Raw genomic sequence first — 17,999 nt, 5'->3', positions numbered from 1 at the left:
GTTCTCCTCGCGGCGGTGGCGGTCCCCCTCGACTCACGCCTTCTCGTGGGGGGGGTGGTGGGTTGGGGGGGTTGGGTTGGAGGGGCCCCCCCCGCCCAGATGCGGGGGAGCGCCGCCGTGTCACTTACGCACGCGGCTTTTCGCGCTGCTCGTACGTCTCGATGACGTCTCCGACCTTGAGGTCGCTGTACGACCCCAGCGTCAGACCACACTCGTACCCGTCGCGAACCTCGACCACGTCGTCCTTGAACCGCCGCAGCGAGCTGATCGGCAGGTTCTCGGCGATGACGGTCGCGTCGCGGAGCAGACGGGCCCGCGCGTTGCGTCGGATCTCGCCCGAGATGACGAGACAACCGGCGATGGTGCCGATCTTCGACGACTTGAAGACGTCGCGGATCTCCGCCTTGCCGAGCTCGACCTCTTCGTACTCCGGCTTGAGCATGCCCTTCAGAGCCTGCTCGATCTCCTCGATCGCCTGGTAGATGACCGTGTAGTACCGGACGTCGACGCCTTCGCGGGTGGCCCGCTCGGTCGCCTTGCCCTGCGCACGGACGTTAAAGCCCAGGACGATCGCGTCGGACGCGGTCGCCAGGTCGATGTCGGACTCGGTGACGCCACCGACACCGCGGTGGACGACGTTGAGTTCGACGTCGTCGCCGACCTCGAGCTGCACCAGCGAGGCTTCGAGCGCCTCGACGGTACCGGAGTTGTCACCCTTGATGATCAGGTTGAGGCTGTTCGTCTCCTTCAAGGCGGAGTCGAGGTCCTCGAGGCTGACCCGCTTGCGACGCGACGCGTTGAGGGCGTTGCGCGTCCGGGCGGAACGGCGCTCGGCGATCTGCCGGGCGACGCGGTCCTCGTCGACCACCAGGAAGGTGTCGCCCGCACCCGGCACCGAGGTGAACCCGATGACCTGGACGGGACGCGACGGGTACGCCTCGGTGACGTCGACGTTGTGCTCGTCGACCATCCGGCGGACGCGGCCGTAGGCATCACCCGCCACGACCGAGTCACCGACGCGCAGCGTGCCTCGCTGGACCAGCACCGTGGCCACCGGACCGCGGCCGCGGTCGAGGTGCGCCTCGATCGCGACACCCTGGGCCTCCATGTCCGGGTTGGCCCGGAGGTCCAGCGCGGCGTCGGCGGTCAGCAGGATCGCCTCGAGCAGGCCGTCGATGTTGATGTTCTGCCGCGCGGAGATCTCGACGAACATCGTGTCGCCGCCGTACTCCTCGGCGACCAGGCCGTACTCGGTCAGCTGCTGCCGGATCTTGTCCGGGTTCGCGCCTTCCTTGTCGATCTTGTTGATCGCGACCACGATCGGCGCCTTGGCGGCCTGCGCGTGGTTGATCGCCTCGACCGTCTGCGGCATCACACCGTCGTCGGCCGCCACCACGATCACCGCGATGTCGGTCGAGTTCGCACCACGGGCACGCATGGCGGTGAACGCCTCGTGACCCGGGGTGTCGATGAAGGTGATCAGACGCGGGTTGCCCTCGAGCTCGGTCTCGATCTGGTAGGCGCCGATGTGCTGGGTGATGCCACCGGCTTCACCTTCGCGCACCTTCGTCTTGCGGATCGTGTCGAGCAGGCGGGTCTTACCGTGGTCGACGTGACCCATGATGGTCACGACCGGCGGGCGGACCTGCAGATCCTCTTCCTCACCCGCGTCTTCGCCGTAGGTGATGTCGAAGGTCTCGAGCAGCTCACGGTCCTCTTCCTCGGGACTGACGACCTGAACGTTGTAGTTCATTTCGCCGCCGAGCAGTTCCAGGATGTCGTCGGACACCGACTGCGTCGCCGTGACCATCTCACCGAGGTGGAAGAGCACCTGCACCAGCGAAGCCGGGTTGGCGTCGATCTTCTCGGCGAAGTCGGTCAGCGAGGCACCGCGCGGCAGCCGGATCGTCTCGCCCTGGCCCTTGGGCAGGCGGACGCCGCCGACGCTGGGCGCCTGCATGTTGTCCATGTACTCCTGGCGCTTCTGCCGCTTCGACTTGCGGCCCTTGCGCGAGGGACCACCGGGACGCCCGAAGGCACCCGCGGTACCGCCACGGCCACCGGGGCCGCCACGACCGCCGCCACCGCGGAAGCCGCCGCCACCGGCCGGGGCGCCGCCGCCACCGGGGCCACCGCCACCGGGACGGAAACCGCCGCCACCGCCACCGCCGGGACGGAAACCGCCGCCGCCGCCACCGGGACCGCCGCGGAAACCGCCGCCGCCACCGGGACCGCCACGAGCGCCGCCACCGGGGCCACCACGGGCTCCGCCGCCGGGTCCGCCACGACCGCCACCGGGACCACCGGCCGGACGGGCCGGACGGCCCGGCATCATGCCGGGGTTCGGGCGCGGGGGCATGTTGCCCGGGCTCGGCCGGTTACCACCGGGAGCGCCGCCACCGGGACGCGGAGCCGGACGGTCGCCGCCCTGTCCGCCACCGGGACGCGGCGGACGGTTGTCGCCGCCCTGCTGGTTGCCGCCACCGGGACGCGGGGCGGACGGGCGCGGGGCCGGGGCACCGGAACCCACGCCGAACGGGTTGTTGCCGACGCGCGGGGTGCGCGGGCCGGGCTTCGGACCGGGGGGCTTGGGGCCCTGCGGCTTCGGCGGCACGACCGAACCCTGCGACGGCGCCTGGGACGCCGGCGGGGTGGCCGGAGCCGCAGGGACGTCCCTGGTGGATTCAGCCTTCTTCGGCTCGGCCGGAGCGGCCTTCGCCGCCGGAGCGACCTCTTCCTTCGGCGCCGGCGGCCGGGGGCCGGGGCGCGGACCCGGGCGGGCGCCCGGGGTCGGCCGGGACGACTGGGCCGGAGCCGGAGCCGACGGGGCCGGGGTGGACGCCGCGGGGGCGGCCGGAGCCTCGGTCTTCGCCACGGGCGCGGGCTGGGCCGGCTTCGCGGCCGGAGCCGGGGCAGCGGGCTTCGCCGGCGGACGCGGGCCGGGAGTCGGGACGGGCTTCTTGCTCTGGCCGTCCTTGGACGAATAAGCGTCACGAAGACGTCGGGCCACGGGTGCCTCGACGGTCGACGACGCGGACTTCACGAACTCGCCCTGATCCTTCAACTTGGCGAGAACTTCCTTGCTGGTGATGCCGAGCTCTTTCGCGAGCTCATGTACTCGGGCCTTGCCTGGCACAGCTCTCCTCATCTGGGGAGGCCGGCGGCAGACCCGCAGACCTCGTCCTATTGTCGCGCGTTCATTGATTCAGCTTCACGGCTGACTCATGACGGGTCGACCTGCTTCCTGATTCCATCCGGCACCGGGGATGTCCCGGCGCCCTTCATCCTTCGGCGAGCCGCTCCAGGCGTTCGTGGACACCCTGGGCGTCGAGCGACCCCGGAACACGAAGTGCTCGGGGAAACGCTCTGCGCCGCTCGGCCTTGGCCAGACAGTCCGGCACGGGGTGCAACCAGGCACCCCGGCCCGGCAACCGCCGACGCTCGTCGACGATCAGCCGCCCGTCCGCCGCGACCACTCGCAGCAACTCGCCGATCAAGGCCCGCCGACGGCAACCCACACAGGTGCGGACCGGGGCTACCCGGTCGTGCTGGGGGTCGGTTCCCGGCGGCGGACTCTGAACCACTCGTAAGTCTAGCGCTTCGACCTTCACTCAGCCGAACCGGTTGCCGCGGCGGGCCGCGGCTGTGCGGCGTGTGCTTCGTCACCCTGCTCAGGCGCGGCGTCGCTGCGGATGTCGATCCGCCAGCCGGTGAGCCGGGCGGCGAGGCGGGCGTTCTGCCCTTCCTTGCCGATCGCGAGTGAAAGCTGGAAGTCGGGGACGACGACGCGCGCGGTCTTGGCCCGCTCGTCGACGACCCGGACCGATACAACCTTCGCGGGCGACAGCGCATTCCCGACGAACTTCGCCGGGTCCTCCGAGAAGTCGATGATGTCGATCTTCTCGCCCGCGAGTTCGCTCATCACGTTCCGCACGCGGGCGCCGACCGGGCCGATGCACGCGCCCTTGGCGTTGACGCCGGGCACCGTCGAGCGGACGGCGATCTTGGTCCGGTGTCCGGGCTCGCGCGCGACGGCGGCGATCTCGACCGTGCCGTCGGCGATCTCGGGGACTTCGAGGGCGAACAGCTTGCGCACCAGGTTCGGGTGCGACCGCGACAGCGTGATCTGCGGACCGCGGTTGCCGCGCGCGACGGTGACCACGAAGGCCTTGATGCGGCTGCCGTGTTCGTAGGACTCGCCGGGCACCTGCTCGACCGAGGGCAGGACGCCTTCGATGTCGCCCACCTGGATCACGACCATGCCGCGCGCGTTGGCGCGGGCGTCGCGCTGCACCACGCCCGCGACGATCTCGCCCTCCTTGGCGGAGAACTCGCCGAAGGTCTTCTCGTGCTCGGCGTCGCGCAGACGCTGCAGGATGACCTGGCGCGCGGTGGTGGCGGCGATCCGCCCGAAGCCCTCGGGGGTGTCGTCCCATTCCTCGTCGGGCTTGCCGTCCGGGGTCAGGGTGTGCGCGAGGACGCGCACCAGCCCGCTCTTGTGATCGATGTCGATCCTGGCGTGCGGTTCGTGGCCCTCGGTGTGCTTGTACGCGGTGAGCAGCGCGGTTTCGATCGCTTCGATCACCGTCTCGAAGGGGATGTCCTTGTCCCGCTCGATCGCGCGCAGCGCTGCGATGTCGACGTTCACTTCGGCTCCTCCTTCGGCTCCGTGGTGGCGGCGTTCAGGGCCGACGCATCGGTTTCCAACAGTTTCAGGTCCTCGGCAGGTGGTTGCTTGAACTCGATCTCGATGACCGCCTTGGCCACCGAGGCGTAACCGACGTCCCGGATCTCGCCGTCGACGAGCACGCGCACGGACTTCTCCCCCGCGTGCCCCACACGGCCGATGAACGCGGCGCCCTCGGCCGGGGTGACCTTCACGAGACGGAACTTCGCACGGCGCCAATGCCGTCGCAGGGTCAGCGGCCGGTCGAGACCGGGCGAAGTGACTTCGAGCGTGTACGCACTGGCGATCACGTGCTCGTTCTCGTCGAGCGCGGCGGAGACGGCGCGACTGACGTTCGCCACCTCGTCCAGCCCGACTCCGTCGTCCCCGTCGACGACGACCTTGACCAGCTGACGGCGGCCTGCCTGCTGGACCTCGAAGGAATCGAGGTCGAAACCCGCGGCCTTGACGGCTTCGGCCACGATGGGCTCCAGCCTGCTGGCGAGGTCGTTGGGCACGGTGGAGCGCTCCTGTTCGGCTGTGGGCGACCCGGCGGCGTGGATCCGGGTTCGGTAGTGGACCAGCTTATCTGGTGACCCCCGCGCGACGCGCGAGCGGCGGCCCCGCACGGGGTACTGGCAGGATGGGGCGGCGTGACCGGAAGATCGACAGAGCCCACCTCGCCGAGCCGTCGCACTTTCCTGCGCTGGGGAGCGCTGGCCGCGATGGCCGCGCCGCTGGCGGCCGCCTGCTCCCCCGGGTTCGACGAAAGCCCCGACCCGCTGGGTCCGCTGCTGCGCGCGGCGGAGACCGACGCGGCGGGCGCGAAGGCGGTGACGGGCGCCGAAGGCGAGGCCGTCGCGACCGCCCGGGCCGCGCACGCGGCGGCGCTCAAGACCGAGGTGGACCGGCTCAACCGGCCCAAGCCGGAGCAGTCCGGACCGGCGGAGACCCCGCCGTCGTCGGTGGACGGGCTCAAGGAACGCCTCGCCGCGGCGCGCAAGCAGGCCGAGGGCCTCGTGCCGGCGCTTCCCCGCTACCGCGCCGGGATGGTCGCCTCGATCGCGGCGGGCTGCGCGGCGCTGCAGCAGAGTTCGGAGAAGCTCGGCCGGGGCGACGACGCCGGTGCGGTCGACGTGCCTGCCGGTGTCCAGCTCGGCGGGGAGACGGCGGACGCCGTCCAGCAGGCGCTGGGCGCCGAACACGCGGCGATCTGGGTGTACGGGCTGGTCAGCGCTTATCTGCCCGCCGCCTTCACCGGCGCGGTGTCGCGAGGGACGGCCGAGCACGTCAAACGCCGGAACGTCTGCGAACGGATGCTTTCCGCCGCGGGACAGACCCCGACGGGCCCGGAGGCCGCGTACGTGCCGCCGAAGCCGGTGACCGACGCGAACTCGGCGATGGAGATCGTGGCCACGGCCGAGTCGGACGTGGCGGCGGCCTGGCTCGGCGTCATCGACCGGACCGACGACGGGGCTCTGCGGACGACGGCGCTCAACGCGCTGGTCGGGTCGGCGCGGCGGGGAACGGCTTGGCGGGCGGAGTTCGGCGCGAAGCCGGTGGCGATCGCGATGCCGGGGCAATCGGTCTGAGGTACATGAAGGCCCCCTTGCTTGCGCCTGGCGCAAGCAAGGGGGCCTTCATGTACTGGAAGCTCAGCGGCGCAGGTCGCCCGAAAGCCGCAAGGCGTCGGTCGCGATCCGCTCCAGCAGCGGCTTGTCCTTCTGCTTGTCGTAGAAGCCTGCCAGCACGATGGCCACGTCGGCCCCCGTGACGTGGGAGTCGTAAGCCGCGTCCTGTCCGGAGATCTTCGGGGCGCCCTGGGCCTTGAAGGTGCCGTCACGCACCAGGTCGGACACGTTGCCCGTGCCGTCCTTGTCGGTGAGCGCCTTGAGCTGGGTCGCGGTGACGTCGCCCGGCATGGTGACCAGGACGACCGACACCAGCGCCTTCTTGCCGCCGCTCTCGGTCGTGTACAGCGCCCGCGACAGCCGCGTGCACGGCGTCTCGGTGAAGAACGCCTTCGTGTCGCCGTAGGCCTTGCTCGCGCAGTCGGTGGTGACCTGCGGCCCCTCGGCCAGCGTGTACTGGAATTGCCCGGTCTTCGACGGCGTGTCCGCGACCGGCGCCGTCTCCGGCTCGTGCCGGATCAGCCACCAGAGCAGCGCCGTGACGACCGCGATGGCGACCAGACCGGCGCCTTTCAGCGCCAGGGCCTTGGTGTCCCTCGACGGCTTAGGCGCAGGCGGCGGCCCTGCCGGCCCTGCCGGTCGCACCGGCTGAAGCCGGGCAGTTTCCGTCGGTCCCGGAGTAAATTGCGCACCAACCACGGGAACATACGGTAGTTCACGCCGGTCGAGCGGTTCACCTGAACGTGCTTATCACCCGTTCGACGTCGTCAGCGGTGTTGTAGAGGTGGAACCCGAAACGCTGCTTTCCGGCCCGGGTACCGGCCACGATGCCCGCTTGCCGCACCTTGGCGGCGTCGGCGGCGAGTGAAACGATCGCACTCCCCTGAACGGGTGATCCGAGCGCTTCGAGGAGCGAGTCGGCGAGCCCCACGCAGTGCGCGCGGACGGCGTGGAGGTCCAAGGAGCCGAGGTAGTCCAGCGAGGCGGCGGCCCCGACGTACGCGAGCCAGGCTGGGGACAGGTCGAGCGACCGGGCGCCCTCCGCGAGCCGCAGCGGGAGGCCGTAGACGGTCTGCCAGCGGTCCTCTCCGGCGTACCAGTTCGCCGCGACCGGCACCGCCCGCTCCAGCACCCTCGGATGGACGGCCAGCCACGCCGCCCCGCGTGGCGCGAGCAGCCATTTGTACCCGGCGGCGACCACCCAGTCTGCCCAGCCGAGGTCGAGCGGCTGCCAACCGGCGGCCTGGGTGGCGTCGAGCAGGACCGCCGCGCCCGCCGCCTCGGCCGCGGCCCTGAGCCTGGCGAGGTCGACCTGGGCGCCGTCGGCCGACTGGACGACGCTGACCGCGACGAGGTCGTGCCCCTCGACGCGTTCCGGCAGCTCGGCGAGCGGGACTTCGGTGACCTGCACACCGCGGTGCGCCTGCGCCGCGAACGGGAAGGTCACGCTGGTGAAGTCGTTCCCGGCGACCAGCACGCTCGCGCCGTCGGGCAGCCCGGCGGCCACGTTGGCGATGAGCTGCGAGACGGACGCGCCGATCGCGACGCGCTCCGCCGGGACCCCGATCAGCGCGCCGAACCCCGCCCGGGTCCGCGCGACGGGCTCGTCGAAGTCCGTCGGACGGGCCTCGCCGCGCCGCCACCGCTCGACCGCTTCCGCCACCGCGTCGGCCACGTGCGCCGGCGGGATGCCGATGCTGGGGGTGTTCAGATATCCGGGCGGGACGGCGAATTCGGCTCCGAAGGTCGGCATGGTCCCGAGGTTAATGAGATTCCGGGAGCAGGGCCGCGACGTCGGCGTAGGACGGCGGGCTCAGCGGGAGTTCGCCGCCGTCGCGGACGGCCTCGACGGTGCGCAGGGTGGCCGCCAGCGCCATCCGGTACGGCAGCGAGCCGAGGCTGACGCGCGCGACGCCGAGCCCGCCCAGGCCCGCGACGGTCACCTTGCCGGGCAGGAACAGCAGGTTCACCGGCACCCCGACGGCGTTCACCAGCCGCTCGACGTCCGCGGGATCGACGAGCCCCGGCACGAACACCCCGTCGGCCCCCGCGTCCACATAGGACAGCGAGCGCTCGATCGCGGTGTCGATGTCGGGCTCCCCCAGCCAATGCGTGTCCGTGCGCGCGTTGACGAAAAGCCCGGGAGCGTGTTCCTTCGCCGCCGCGATCTTGGCCGCGTGCCGCACGGGGTCGCCGAGGGCGTCTTCGAGGTTGATGCCCGCGACACCGGCCTCGGCGAGCTCCGCAGCCAGCGCGCCGACCTCGCCCGGGTCCTCGCTGAACCCGTCTGCGAGGTCGACGCTGATCAGCGCGTCCAGCCCCGTCAGCCGCCGGGCCAGCCGGACGGTGGCGTCCCGTGAGGACGGGGCGCCGTCCGGCTCGCCCTCGACGGCCGAGACGCCGAGGCTCGTCGTGCCGAGCGCCGGGAAGCCTTGCGCGGCAAGGAAGGCGGCCGAACCGAACTCCCAGACGTTCGGCAGGAGCAGCGGGGAACCGGGGACGTGGAGTGCGGCGAATGCGGTCATGACACGACGGTAGCCAGCGGACGCTTCGGTGACGGCCGAAGCGTCCGTCCGGCGTGACTCGCGTGCTCAAAGGCGGAACTCACGTGCTTGAGCCCGGAACTCGCGTGCTCAGAGGCAGAACTCGCGTGTTCGGGAGCGGAACTCGCGTGTTTGGAGGGACGACACGTGTGATCAGACGGACGACAAGTGTGATCAGGCGGACGACACACGTGTCCGGACGGACGACCCTCGGCGCATCGCGGGCGCGCGCGTGTCGTCCTTCTGATCACGCGAGTCGTCCGCCTGATCACGCGAGTCGTCCAGCCGGTCACGCGACATCTCCAGCTCGGTCCAGCGGGTCGTGAGTGGTCTCGGACGTCGCGAAAGTCACTTTCGGGACGCCTGGTGTCCCGAAAGTGACTTTCGGGACACCCCTTGCGGGGCCAAGTGCCCGCCGGCGTGACTCGCGTGCTTGAGCCCGTGACTCGCGTGCTTGTGGACGGAACTCACGTGCTTGAGGGCGGAACTCACGTGGTGGGACACGGGACTCACCTGAGTGGGTGCCGCACTCGAGCGTGCGGCCTCTGAGCACACGAGTCCCGCCTCTGAGCACATGAGTGCGGCGTCCGAGCACGCGAGTCACGGGTCAGGGCCGCTCCAGGAAAGGCGTCAGCAGGTCCGGCACGGACTCCTCCGCGAACAGCAGGCCTTGTTCCTCCCCCGCGTCGTACACCGAGTACGCCCCGCTACCGGCCGCCGTGGTCGCCACGACCGTCAGCAAGCCTTTGCGCCGCTGGAAAAGCGACTGCTTGACCGTCCAGCCGATCACGCCGTCGCGCTCCAGGGCGAACGTGCTCCGCCGCACGGTCCCGTGCCGTCCGACGAGGTACCGGCCGGTGATCCCGTGCCCGAGGTTGCGGTAGGCGTCCAGCGCCAGCAGCACCGACACCGGCAGCAGCACGACACCGAGCGCGGCGCCGATCACCAGCAGGACGTCGGTCAGCAGGAAACCGAGGATCGCGAAGACCGCCAGGAGGACCACCACCGAACCGGCCCACCAGCGCAGCAGCCGTCCCCGCGCGGCGCGCGGATGCCCGGCGAGCCGGACGGCTTCGGTCGGCGAAACCGGTTCGCGCAGGACCTCCGCGCCGATCCGGTTAGCCGTCGCGACCGGCGCGGCGGGCAGGAGCGTGTGGTAGTCGGTCTTGTCCTGGTCGTCGCTCTGCCGCATGCCGGTGGCGATCGCGTCGACGCGGGCCGCGCCGGCGATCCGGTTCCCGAGCGGCTCGACGAGTTCGATGCCGCGCATGCGGCGTTCCTCGATCGAGATCGAGCGCGTGGTGAACAGCCCGCGGCGCACTCGCAGCGTGCCGCCGGCCTCGCGGTCGAGCCGATAGTTCCACCACATCTCGACCCACAGGCCCAGCGCGCCGACCACGCCGACGACCATCGCGATCGCCAGCAGGATCAGGATCGCCACCACCAGCGGGATGCCGCGGAACAGGTCCATCACCCAGGCGATCAGGCCCTTCTGCAGCCCCGCCCATTCGGAGACCTGCATGAGACCGCCGCCTGCCGCGAGACCGAGCGCCGGGGAGAGGAACGACATCGGCGCGTAGCGGATCCAGCGCCGGTCCAGTTCGGCGAGCGGGGCGTCGTCGTCCGTCTCCGTGATTTCCGCGCGGCGCAACAGATCCGCGCGCAGCTGCTCGGCCTCGGCACGGGAAACCGGGTTGAGCTTGATCCGGCCCTGCCCGCCCGACTCGTGCGAGCCGGTGCCGATGGTCACCACGGCGACGCCGAACAGCCGGTGCAGCGGGTTGGCGGTCAGGTCGACGTTGCGGATCCGTTCGCGCTGCAGGGATTTCCGCGATCGGAAGACCAGGGTGAACGCAGTCTCCAGCCGGTCCGGCGTGACCCGGTACCGCACGCCCTTCCAGTAGAACAGTTCCGCCAGCACGCCGCCGCCGACGAGCACCAGCGCGCCGCCCACGACCCACGCGAGCGCGACCCAGAGCCGACCTCCCCCGCCGACGATCGCGGCCGTGGTCGGGATCGCGGCGCCGATGGCCACCCCCGCCATCGTCAGCGCGGTGACGGGGAGCGTCCGCCTGTCGAGTGTGCTCCAGCCCTCGAACTCCCCCGACGTCATGTCGCGTCCCCGGGTGTCGCCTGCGTAGTCTCCGTGAGCTGCTCCGCCAGACTCGCGGCCAGTTCGTGGTCGAGGCCGCGGATCTTGACCGCGCCGCGCGCCGACGCCGTGGTGACCGTGACGGTCGCGAGCTTGAACACCTGCTGCAGCGGCCCGCGCAGGGTGTCCACGGTCTGGATCCGCGACATCGGCGCGACCCGCCACTCCTGCCAGAAGAACCCGGAACGCGCGTAGACCGCGGTTTCCGTGACCTCCCAGCGGTGCACCTTGAACCACCACACCGGCATCGCGAGCACCCAGATCAGGCCGAGCACCGCGAGCACCGCCGCCGGTGTCAGCAGCCAGGTCCGCGCGGGCGCGATGAGCAGCCCGAGCACCACCAGGATCAGCACCGGCGTCACCCAGAAGAGCGTTCCCTGCAGCCGCCACCAGCTCACGACCCGGTGATCCAGCGCGTTCCTCGGCGGCCGCAGCCGCACCTTCCCCCGATCGGCTTCCACCGGATCCTCCCCCGACGAATCGTTTACAATGCGATCGCATCGTAATAGCGGACGAGAGTAGTGGCAATGCGATCGCATTGCAAACGGCGGAACGGATGGTGAAGGTGCCGAAGCAGGTGGATCACGCCGCGCGGCGCGCGGAGATCGCCGAGGCACTGACGCGGCTGACGGCCACGCGAGGTCTCGAAGGGGTCAGCCTGCGGCACGTCGCCGCCGAGGCGGGCATGTCGATGGGGTTGGTGCAGCACTACTTCAAGACCAAGGACGAGATGCTGCTGTTCGCCGTCGAGCGCCGCTCGCAGGTCTACGAAGAGGGCATCAAGGCCAGGCTGGAGTCCGGCGAACTGCCGTCGACGCCCAAGGCGATCCTCCGCGCGATCATGACCGAGATCCTGCCGCTGGACGAAAGCGGCCGCGGGAACTGGCTGATGGGCGTCGCGTTCTTCATCCGCGCCGTCTCCGACCCGTCGTTCGCGGCCGCGTACACCGAGGGCGTCCCCCAGCTGTTCGAGCTGTTCGCCTTGCTGATCCGCCAGGGCCAGGAGGCGGGCGATGTCGACAAGTCGGCCGACCCGATGCACGAATCCGCGATCCTCTGGGCGCTCGCGGATTCGCAGGGCACCAACATCGTGATGAAACACCGGACGCCGGACGAGGTGCTGTCCACAGTGGACTACTACCTCGACCGGCTGTTCGGCTCAGCCCCCGCCGGATGACGACACGGCCGACGCCCGCACCGCCCGCAGTTCCCGGAACAGCTTGCGCAGCGCGGGAACCGCGTCCCCGCCTCGTTCGCCCAGCTCCTCGATCCGGTCCTTGTAGCGGCGCCGGTCCTTGCCCGAAACGACGCCGCGGAGTTCCACCGCGGCCACCAGGGCGGTGAGCGCGGCGTCCGCGTCCGACACCGGCGAGGGGCCGCGCAGCGCCTGATCGACCGACGCCCGCAGCCGCTCGACGACGGCCGGGTCCCGCACGACCGGGTTCCGCGACGGGAACAGGCCGAGCACCCGGCCCGTCTTCACGCTGATCACCCCCGCCGTGTCCAGCTGGGACTCCAGCGCCTCCAGAGTGCCGCGCGCGTCCTTGCGCACCCACCATTTCCACTTGCGGGGACTCTCCCCCGCGATCTCGGTGAGCATCTCGTCGAGGACGAGGTCACCGGTCGGCCCGGCACCCGACGCCGCGACCTTGCCGTCGTCGTCGGCGACGCGGCCGCGCAAGGCGAGATCGGTCAGCGCGGCGCCGCGGATCATCAGGCCCGCCCGCTGCCGGTCGCGCAGTTTGTCCTTCCCGACGTCGCAGGCGAGCAGATATGCCTTGGCGGGCAACGAAAGTTCGGTCATCATCAGTGCCTTTCCAGCTTGGGCCAGATTTCGTCCCAGGAACCCTGCCTGCCGTCATACCGCCACAGCAGCCCCTCCACCACCGGGGTCACCGAGGTGAAGTACGGCTTGAGCAGTCCCGGATCGAAGCCGAGGAACAGCACGCTGTCCGCGGACTCCGGTGGCCGGTCGAAGTACCAGTAGCCGCGGTGGCCACTGTAAACGCGATCGATGCCGTACCGCTGACCGTAGAACTCGGTCGCGGCGGCGAACGGGTAGATCTCGGCGTAGACGGCGGTGCGCGCCCGCTGCTCCGGCGGCAGGGCGGCGTAGGTCTCGCCGATCGCCTTGACCAGCTCCTGCTGCGGCAGTTCACCACCGGCGAAGGAGCTGCCGAGGGTGATCGGGCCGAAGCTCGTCCGGGTCATGGTCGCCGGATAGAGCGGCAGGCCGGCGAGGGTGATCACGGCCGAAAGCACCATCGCCGGCCAGGCCACGAGCCGCCACTTGGGGACGTGCTGCGCGAAGCCTGCCGCCGCGGCGGCGAACGGCAGCGCGAAGACGCTCATCAGATAGTAGGAACGGCCGTGCAGCAGCAGGAACGCCACGATGAGCGCGGCTATCGCTACCCCCAGGAAGCGATAGCCGCGAAGTTCACGCGAGAAGATCAGCCGGACGAGACCGCAGACGAACGCGAGCACACCCGCGCCGACACCCGCGGTCAGGAATCCGTCGCGCAGGAAGGGCCACGTGCCGGGGAACTCCGCCGAGACGACGTCGTTCATGATCAGGTACGGCCAGCCGTTCGACGCCTGCCAGACCAGCGTGGGGATCGTCGCGACGACGGCGATTCCCGCGCCCAGCCACAGTTTCGGCCGCCGCAGGAGCTCCCTCGGCCCGAGCACGAGCGCGGCGAGCAACGCCAGCGCCCAGAAGGCGGGAATGAGGAACTTCGTCTCCAGGGAGACCGCAGTGACGACGCCCGCCCAGACCAGCAGCCCGTCACGGCGGACGCGGACCCAGCGGACGACCAGCCAGACGATCACCGTCCAGAGGAACGGATCGAAGACGTAGGTGCCGATCCAGTGGCTGACGATGATCACCCCGGACGACGCGTAGAGCGCCGCCGCGAGCACCTGCGCGCCGCGTCCGCCGCCGAGTTCCCTGGCGATCAGCGCGGTGACGACCACCCCGGCGGCCGCGGCCAGCGTCATCGGCAGGCGCAGCATCACCAGCGAGCCGGGGAACAGCGTGTCCATCGCCCCGGCCAGGGCGGGGATCAGCGGCGGCTGGTCGAAGTACCCCCACGCCAGGTGTTCCCGGCCAGCCATCAGGAAGTACAGCTCGTCGAAACCGTGCGCGTACCGGCCGCTCGTGGCCAGCAGCGCGGCGGCGGCCAGCGCGGCGACGGCGAACACCGGCAGCCGGGCGAAGACCTGCTCCTGTCCTGTTCGGACTGTTTGCGTCGCTGTGCTCATGCTCTCCAGTCCAGCGGAGACGGTCGCGGCCGGAAACCGGGTAAGGAGGGCAGCCGGATAGACGAAAGTTGCGGATCTCCCCGCCGTCGGTCGACGGCTGGTTACCGTGACCGGGTGGAGAGAAGCAGGCCGTTCCGGCCGGGTCCGGTCGACACCTTGTGGCTCACGCTGGCCTCGCTCGCCTTCGTGGGCCTGGACCTCACGCTGTACGTCTTCGGCGAGCCGACGACGGGCTGGGCGGGCCCCGCCGCGGGCGTCACCCTGCAGGTCGCGCTCGATCTCTCGCTGATCCTGCTGTTCCGATACCCGAAACTGGTCGCCGGCCTGGTCACGGCGGGCGGGCTGCTGATGCTGGCCTCCGATCTGTTCTCCCCCGGGCTGCTGGTGCCCGAACGGCAGCTGACGCTGATGACCGTCCCGACGATCACGCCGGTGGTGCTGAGCCAGCTGGCGCGCCTGATCGACCGGCGGACGCTGCTCTGGCTGACCGCGATCCTGGTGGTCTGCGCTTCGCGTCCGTGGGACGCGCAGTGGAACACCACCCCGTTCGGCCTGCTCGGCACGGCGTTGCCCACCACGCTTTCGCTGTATTTCGAGGCGCGGCGCCAGTTGCTGCGCTCGCTGCGGGACCGGGCCGAACGCGCCGAACGCGAACAGCATCTGCTCGCCGAACGCGCCCGCGCCGAGGAACGGCGGAAACTCGCCGAGGAGATGCACGACGTCGTCACGCATCGGCTGAGCCTGATGGTGCTGCACGCCGGCGCGCTCGGCGTCGTCTCGGCGGACGAGGCGGTGCGGACCTCCGCCGAGGACATCCGGCGCGAAGGCGCGCTGGCCCTGGACGAGCTGCGTGACCTCGTCGGGGTGCTGCGCAACGGCGCGAACGCCGGGCCGCGCACGCTCACCGACGGCGCGGCGGGCGATCCGGCGACGCTGGTCGCGGAATCGGCGTCGGTGGGCATCCCGACCGAGCTGACCGTGCGCGGCGATCCCGGGCGGATCTCCCCCACCGTCGCCCGCACGGCGTACCGCGTCGTGCAGGAAGCGCTGACGAACGTCCGCAAGCACGCGCCGGGGTCGACCGCGACCGTCGACCTCCGCTATCACTCGGGCGGGCTGGACATCGCGGTGGAGAACACCCGGGCGGGTGTCCCGCCGGATCCGGCGCTGGCGGGGAGCGGTTCCGGCGCGGGACTCGCCGGACTGCGGCAGCGTGTCGAGCTGATCGGCGGCCGGTTCGACGCGGGGCCGCGAACGGGCGGCGGGTACCGCGTCGGTGCGATACTTCCGGCCTACGTCCCGACGACGGAAGGAGATCGGTGATCCGGGTGGTCGTCGTCGACGACGAACCGATGGTCTGCGCGCATCTGCGGACGATCCTCGGTTCCGCGGCCGACATCGAGGTCGTGGCTCAGGCCCAGGACGGCGCCGAAGCGGTCGAGGCCGTGGTCCGGCACAAGCCGCGCGTGGTCCTGATGGACCTGCGGATGCCCGGCGTCGACGGGCTGACCGCCATCGGGCGGATCGCGAAACTCCCCGAGCCGCCCGCGGTCGTCGCGCTGACGACGTTCGACGCGGACACCTACGTCATCCGCGCGCTGCGGGCGGGCGCGGCCGGGTTCCTGGTGAAGTCCACGCCGCCGGAGGATCTGATCGGCCTGGTCCGGGTCGCCGCGGACGGGCACACCGTGCTGTCCCCCGAAGCGGCGCAACGGCTCGTGGCGATGTCGGCCGACGGAAGGCGTCGCGGGGACGACGCGCGGCGGAAGACCGATGGGCTGACCGAACGCGAGACCGACGTCCTGGCCTGCCTCGGCGAAGGACTGTCCAATGCGGACATCGCGGCGCGGCTGCATCTGGCCGAGGCGACGGTGAAGAGCTACGTGTCGCGGATGCTGGTCAAGCTGGACTGCGCGAACCGGACCCAGGCGGGGCTGCTGGCGCACGAGGCCGGCTTGGTCAAGCGGTGAGCTGCCCGTCGTGGGCACGGCGGGCGTCGAGGACCTCGCCCATGTGGACGCGGGCCCATTTGTCGAGCATGTCGAGCGGTTCGGCGAGGTTGCGGCCGAGCGCGGTGAGCTCGTACTCGACGTGCGGCGGGATCTCCGGGTACGCGGTGCGCGTCAGGATGCCGTCGCGGACGAGGCTGCGGAGCGTCTGCGTGAGGACCTTCTGGGAGATGCCGCGCACGCGTTTGCCGATCTCGGTGAACCGGAGCGGGCCGTCGCCGAGCACGCCGACGATCAGCACGGTCCACTGGTCGCCGATGCGGTCGAGCAGCGCGCGGGTGGGGCAGTCGGGGTCGTACGGGTTTCCGAGCACGTGACCTCCTCACTCTCTCCGGGAGAGTAACACGCCTAGCGAGAGGGAGTGGGCTGCATCAGGGCCTCGAACAGCAGGATGAGGTGACGGCGGCCGCGCTCCCAGCGCGCCTCCAGTTCGGTCTGGTCGCGGGTCGCCCAGCTGGCGATGAGGATGCCGCGGACGACGTCCATCGCCGTGTACACCGCGTGCAGGAACTCCGGATGCGCCGAATGGTCCGGCAGCAGCGCCTTGCCGAACTCGACCAGGCTGCTCGTCGCGATCGGCTCGACCACCGCCATCTGGGCGCGCAGTTCCGCGTCGGTCCGCGAGGCCACCCACAGCTCCACGGTCGCCGAGAAGACCGGGCCCTGGTGCATCTCCCACAGCAGTTGCAACGCGTCCCCGACCGGGTCGGCCGACGCCTTGAGCCGGTCGATCTCGGCCATCGCGACCTCGGTGCGCTTGGCCGCGAGATGCCGGATCGCGGAGGTGACGAGGTCGGTCTTGGTCGGGAAGTGGTGCACCTGCGCGCCGCGGGTCACCCCGGCGCGATCCGCCACGCGGGTGGTCGTGGTGCCCGCGTAGCCGTACTCGACGAGGCAGTCGATCGTGGCGTCGAGCAGCCTGACGCGCATCGCGGCGCTGCGTTCCTCCTGCGTGCGTCGTGGGGCTGCCATGCACCTACTTTATGGGGCGCCTCGCGAGGCCCGCGCCACGAGGCCGTCGACCATGCGCTCGAAGAAGCGGCCGAGGAACCGGCGGTAGAGCCCGCCGGTGCCCGGGATCTTGGGGATGAACGACGCGTGCCAGTGGATGTCGGTGCCGCCGAGCGCGGGCGTGAGGTCGACGTACGCGCGGTAGTCACGCAGCGGCATCCCCTTGCGCAGCGTGTAGCCGAAGCGTTTGCCCGGTTCGAGCGTGATGACCTCTTCGCAGGCGTTGACGCCGTTCGTGGTGAAGACGCCGATGGCGCCGAGGCCGTTCTGGTCGCCCTTCTCGAGGAGGCGGAACCTGCCCAGTGGGGACCAATCGGGCCAGTGCTCGCGGTCTTCGAGGAGGGCGTAGACGGCTTCGGGGCTCGCGCTCGTGTGGCCGTTCGCGGAAATGCGCTGGATCTTCGCCATGCGGTCTCCTTCTCTCGCGACGTTGGGCGCCGTCGGACAGCACTGGGTCGGGGTGGTCGTGAGTGGCGATTCGTGTTCTATTGGGAGGTAAGTCAAATATGCCATGATCGAGCCTGACTTCTTCGCCGCCTTGAAGACATGGTTCCGGACTTCCCGGCGCGGCGATCGTGTCCGATTGACGCCTGCATGAGCGGTTTCGCGTCAGGTCGTGAGTGGCAAAGAGTGCGCGACTACCTGGACTGATCCCAGGCTCACGGAAGACCCCGTCACCGTTTCGGTGGCGGGGTTTTTCGCGTCCGGTGTCGATTCCCGGCCCGC

General features: G+C 70.8%; 18 protein-coding genes. 4 read left to right on the top strand and 14 right to left on the bottom strand.

Going from position 1 to position 17,999, the window contains the following annotated elements; all coding sequences use genetic code 11:
* Window positions 1-124: 124 nt before the first annotated feature.
* The 4 genes from infB to rimP all read right to left on the bottom strand — a co-directional run bounded on the left by infB (window position 125) and on the right by rimP (window position 5,184).
* A complete protein-coding gene (gene infB / locus AB0N89_RS39315) occupies window positions 125-3,136 on the bottom strand; it encodes a translation initiation factor IF-2 (RefSeq protein WP_364216243.1) in 3,012 nt (1,003 codons plus the stop codon).
* A 145-nt stretch (window positions 3,137-3,281) separates the two neighbouring features.
* Window positions 3,282-3,584, bottom strand: coding sequence for a YlxR family protein (locus AB0N89_RS39310; protein ID WP_364216240.1), 303 nt, complete (start codon window positions 3,582-3,584; stop codon window positions 3,282-3,284).
* 23 nt (window positions 3,585-3,607) lie between these two features.
* The gene (nusA, locus tag AB0N89_RS39305) at window positions 3,608-4,648 is read right to left on the bottom strand and encodes a transcription termination factor NusA (protein WP_364216237.1); all 1,041 of its coding nucleotides are present in this window, start codon (window positions 4,646-4,648) and stop codon (window positions 3,608-3,610) included.
* Window positions 4,645-5,184, bottom strand: coding sequence for a ribosome maturation factor RimP (rimP, locus tag AB0N89_RS39300; RefSeq protein ID WP_364216234.1), 540 nt, complete (start codon window positions 5,182-5,184; stop codon window positions 4,645-4,647). The genes nusA and rimP overlap by 4 nt, the downstream gene beginning before the upstream one ends.
* A gap of 135 nt (window positions 5,185-5,319) precedes the next feature.
* On the opposite strand from rimP, the gene AB0N89_RS39295 reads away from it, so the two are divergent.
* The gene (locus tag AB0N89_RS39295; RefSeq protein ID WP_364216231.1) at window positions 5,320-6,258 is read left to right on the top strand and encodes a ferritin-like domain-containing protein; all 939 of its coding nucleotides are present in this window, start codon (window positions 5,320-5,322) and stop codon (window positions 6,256-6,258) included.
* A gap of 63 nt (window positions 6,259-6,321) precedes the next feature.
* Here the strand turns inward: AB0N89_RS39295 and AB0N89_RS39290 are convergent, their stop codons facing one another.
* The 5 genes from AB0N89_RS39290 to AB0N89_RS39270 form a co-directional block, all read right to left on the bottom strand.
* Window positions 6,322-6,942 carry a hypothetical protein gene (locus AB0N89_RS39290; protein WP_364216229.1) on the bottom strand — a complete coding sequence of 207 codons (621 nt, stop codon included), beginning with the start codon at window positions 6,940-6,942 and terminating at the stop codon, window positions 6,322-6,324.
* Between the two features lie 88 nt (window positions 6,943-7,030).
* On the bottom strand, window positions 7,031-8,050 hold the full coding sequence (locus AB0N89_RS39285) for an aminotransferase class V-fold PLP-dependent enzyme (RefSeq protein ID WP_364216227.1): 1,020 nt from the start codon (window positions 8,048-8,050) through the stop codon (window positions 7,031-7,033).
* Window positions 8,051-8,060: 10 nt separating this feature from the next.
* Entirely contained in the window at window positions 8,061-8,822 is a 762-nt protein-coding gene (locus AB0N89_RS39280; protein ID WP_364216225.1) for an isocitrate lyase/phosphoenolpyruvate mutase family protein, read from the bottom strand.
* Between the two features lie 625 nt (window positions 8,823-9,447).
* Entirely contained in the window at window positions 9,448-10,953 is a 1,506-nt protein-coding gene (locus tag AB0N89_RS39275) for a PH domain-containing protein (RefSeq protein WP_364216222.1), read from the bottom strand.
* Window positions 10,950-11,453: a PH domain-containing protein gene (locus tag AB0N89_RS39270; protein ID WP_364216219.1), complete on the bottom strand. Its 504-nt coding sequence runs from the start codon at window positions 11,451-11,453 to the stop codon at window positions 10,950-10,952. Before AB0N89_RS39270 ends, AB0N89_RS39275 begins: the two co-directional genes overlap by 4 nt.
* A gap of 95 nt (window positions 11,454-11,548) precedes the next feature.
* Between AB0N89_RS39270 and AB0N89_RS39265 the strand changes: the two genes are divergently transcribed.
* Window positions 11,549-12,169, top strand: coding sequence for a TetR/AcrR family transcriptional regulator (locus AB0N89_RS39265; RefSeq protein WP_364216216.1), 621 nt, complete (start codon window positions 11,549-11,551; stop codon window positions 12,167-12,169).
* Here the strand turns inward: AB0N89_RS39265 and AB0N89_RS39260 are convergent.
* Window positions 12,152-12,796 (bottom strand): GPP34 family phosphoprotein, encoded by a 645-nt coding sequence (locus AB0N89_RS39260; protein WP_364216213.1) that lies wholly within the window; start codon window positions 12,794-12,796, stop codon window positions 12,152-12,154. The two genes, AB0N89_RS39265 and AB0N89_RS39260, sit on opposite strands and share 18 nt — an antisense overlap.
* A 2-nt stretch (window positions 12,797-12,798) precedes the next feature.
* Window positions 12,799-14,253, bottom strand: a complete 1,455-nt coding sequence (locus AB0N89_RS39255; protein ID WP_364216210.1) for a glycosyltransferase family 39 protein — start codon at window positions 14,251-14,253, stop codon at window positions 12,799-12,801.
* A gap of 114 nt (window positions 14,254-14,367) precedes the next feature.
* Between AB0N89_RS39255 and AB0N89_RS39250 the strand changes: the two genes are divergently transcribed.
* Together AB0N89_RS39250 and AB0N89_RS39245 are read left to right on the top strand one after the other, a co-directional pair.
* Window positions 14,368-15,576, top strand: coding sequence for a histidine kinase (locus tag AB0N89_RS39250; RefSeq protein ID WP_364216207.1), 1,209 nt, complete (start codon window positions 14,368-14,370; stop codon window positions 15,574-15,576).
* Entirely contained in the window at window positions 15,573-16,223 is a 651-nt protein-coding gene (locus AB0N89_RS39245) for a response regulator transcription factor (protein ID WP_364216204.1), read from the top strand. The genes AB0N89_RS39250 and AB0N89_RS39245 overlap by 4 nt, the downstream gene beginning before the upstream one ends.
* Here AB0N89_RS39245 and AB0N89_RS39240 read toward each other — a convergent pair.
* The 3 genes from AB0N89_RS39240 to AB0N89_RS39230 are packed head-to-tail and all read right to left on the bottom strand — an operon-like array spanning window position 16,213 to window position 17,681.
* On the bottom strand, window positions 16,213-16,575 hold the full coding sequence (locus AB0N89_RS39240) for a helix-turn-helix domain-containing protein (protein WP_364216201.1): 363 nt from the start codon (window positions 16,573-16,575) through the stop codon (window positions 16,213-16,215). The two genes, AB0N89_RS39245 and AB0N89_RS39240, sit on opposite strands and share 11 nt — an antisense overlap.
* Window positions 16,576-16,610: 35 nt before the next feature.
* Window positions 16,611-17,192, bottom strand: coding sequence for a TetR/AcrR family transcriptional regulator (locus AB0N89_RS39235; RefSeq protein WP_126729949.1), 582 nt, complete (start codon window positions 17,190-17,192; stop codon window positions 16,611-16,613).
* Between the two features lie 51 nt (window positions 17,193-17,243).
* Window positions 17,244-17,681 (bottom strand): SRPBCC family protein, encoded by a 438-nt coding sequence (locus AB0N89_RS39230; RefSeq protein ID WP_364216198.1) that lies wholly within the window; start codon window positions 17,679-17,681, stop codon window positions 17,244-17,246.
* Window positions 17,682-17,999 lie beyond the last annotated feature (318 nt).

Source organism: Amycolatopsis sp. NPDC089917, assembly GCF_040684635.1.
GTDB lineage: Bacteria > Actinomycetota > Actinomycetes > Mycobacteriales > Pseudonocardiaceae > Amycolatopsis.
Note: the sequence above shows the minus strand (reverse complement) of the source record. Positions and strands in the feature narration are given on the sequence as shown.

What these genes read in the sequence shown, in the direction of transcription:
- AB0N89_RS39285 (WP_364216227.1), bottom strand. Translation starts at nt 8,050, where the DNA reads ATGCCGACCTTCGGAGCCGAATTCGCCGTCCCGCCCGGATATCTGAAC.
- AB0N89_RS39280 (WP_364216225.1), bottom strand. Translation starts at nt 8,822, where the DNA reads ATGACCGCATTCGCCGCACTCCACGTCCCCGGTTCCCCGCTGCTCCTG.
- AB0N89_RS39275 (WP_364216222.1), bottom strand. Translation starts at nt 10,953, where the DNA reads ATGACGTCGGGGGAGTTCGAGGGCTGGAGCACACTCGACAGGCGGACG.
- AB0N89_RS39265 (WP_364216216.1), top strand. Translation starts at nt 11,549, where the DNA reads ATGGTGAAGGTGCCGAAGCAGGTGGATCACGCCGCGCGGCGCGCGGAG.
- AB0N89_RS39260 (WP_364216213.1), bottom strand. Translation starts at nt 12,796, where the DNA reads ATGACCGAACTTTCGTTGCCCGCCAAGGCATATCTGCTCGCCTGCGAC.
- AB0N89_RS39255 (WP_364216210.1), bottom strand. Translation starts at nt 14,253, where the DNA reads ATGAGCACAGCGACGCAAACAGTCCGAACAGGACAGGAGCAGGTCTTC.
- AB0N89_RS39235 (WP_126729949.1), bottom strand. Translation starts at nt 17,192, where the DNA reads ATGCGCGTCAGGCTGCTCGACGCCACGATCGACTGCCTCGTCGAGTAC.
- AB0N89_RS39230 (WP_364216198.1), bottom strand. Translation starts at nt 17,681, where the DNA reads ATGGCGAAGATCCAGCGCATTTCCGCGAACGGCCACACGAGCGCGAGC.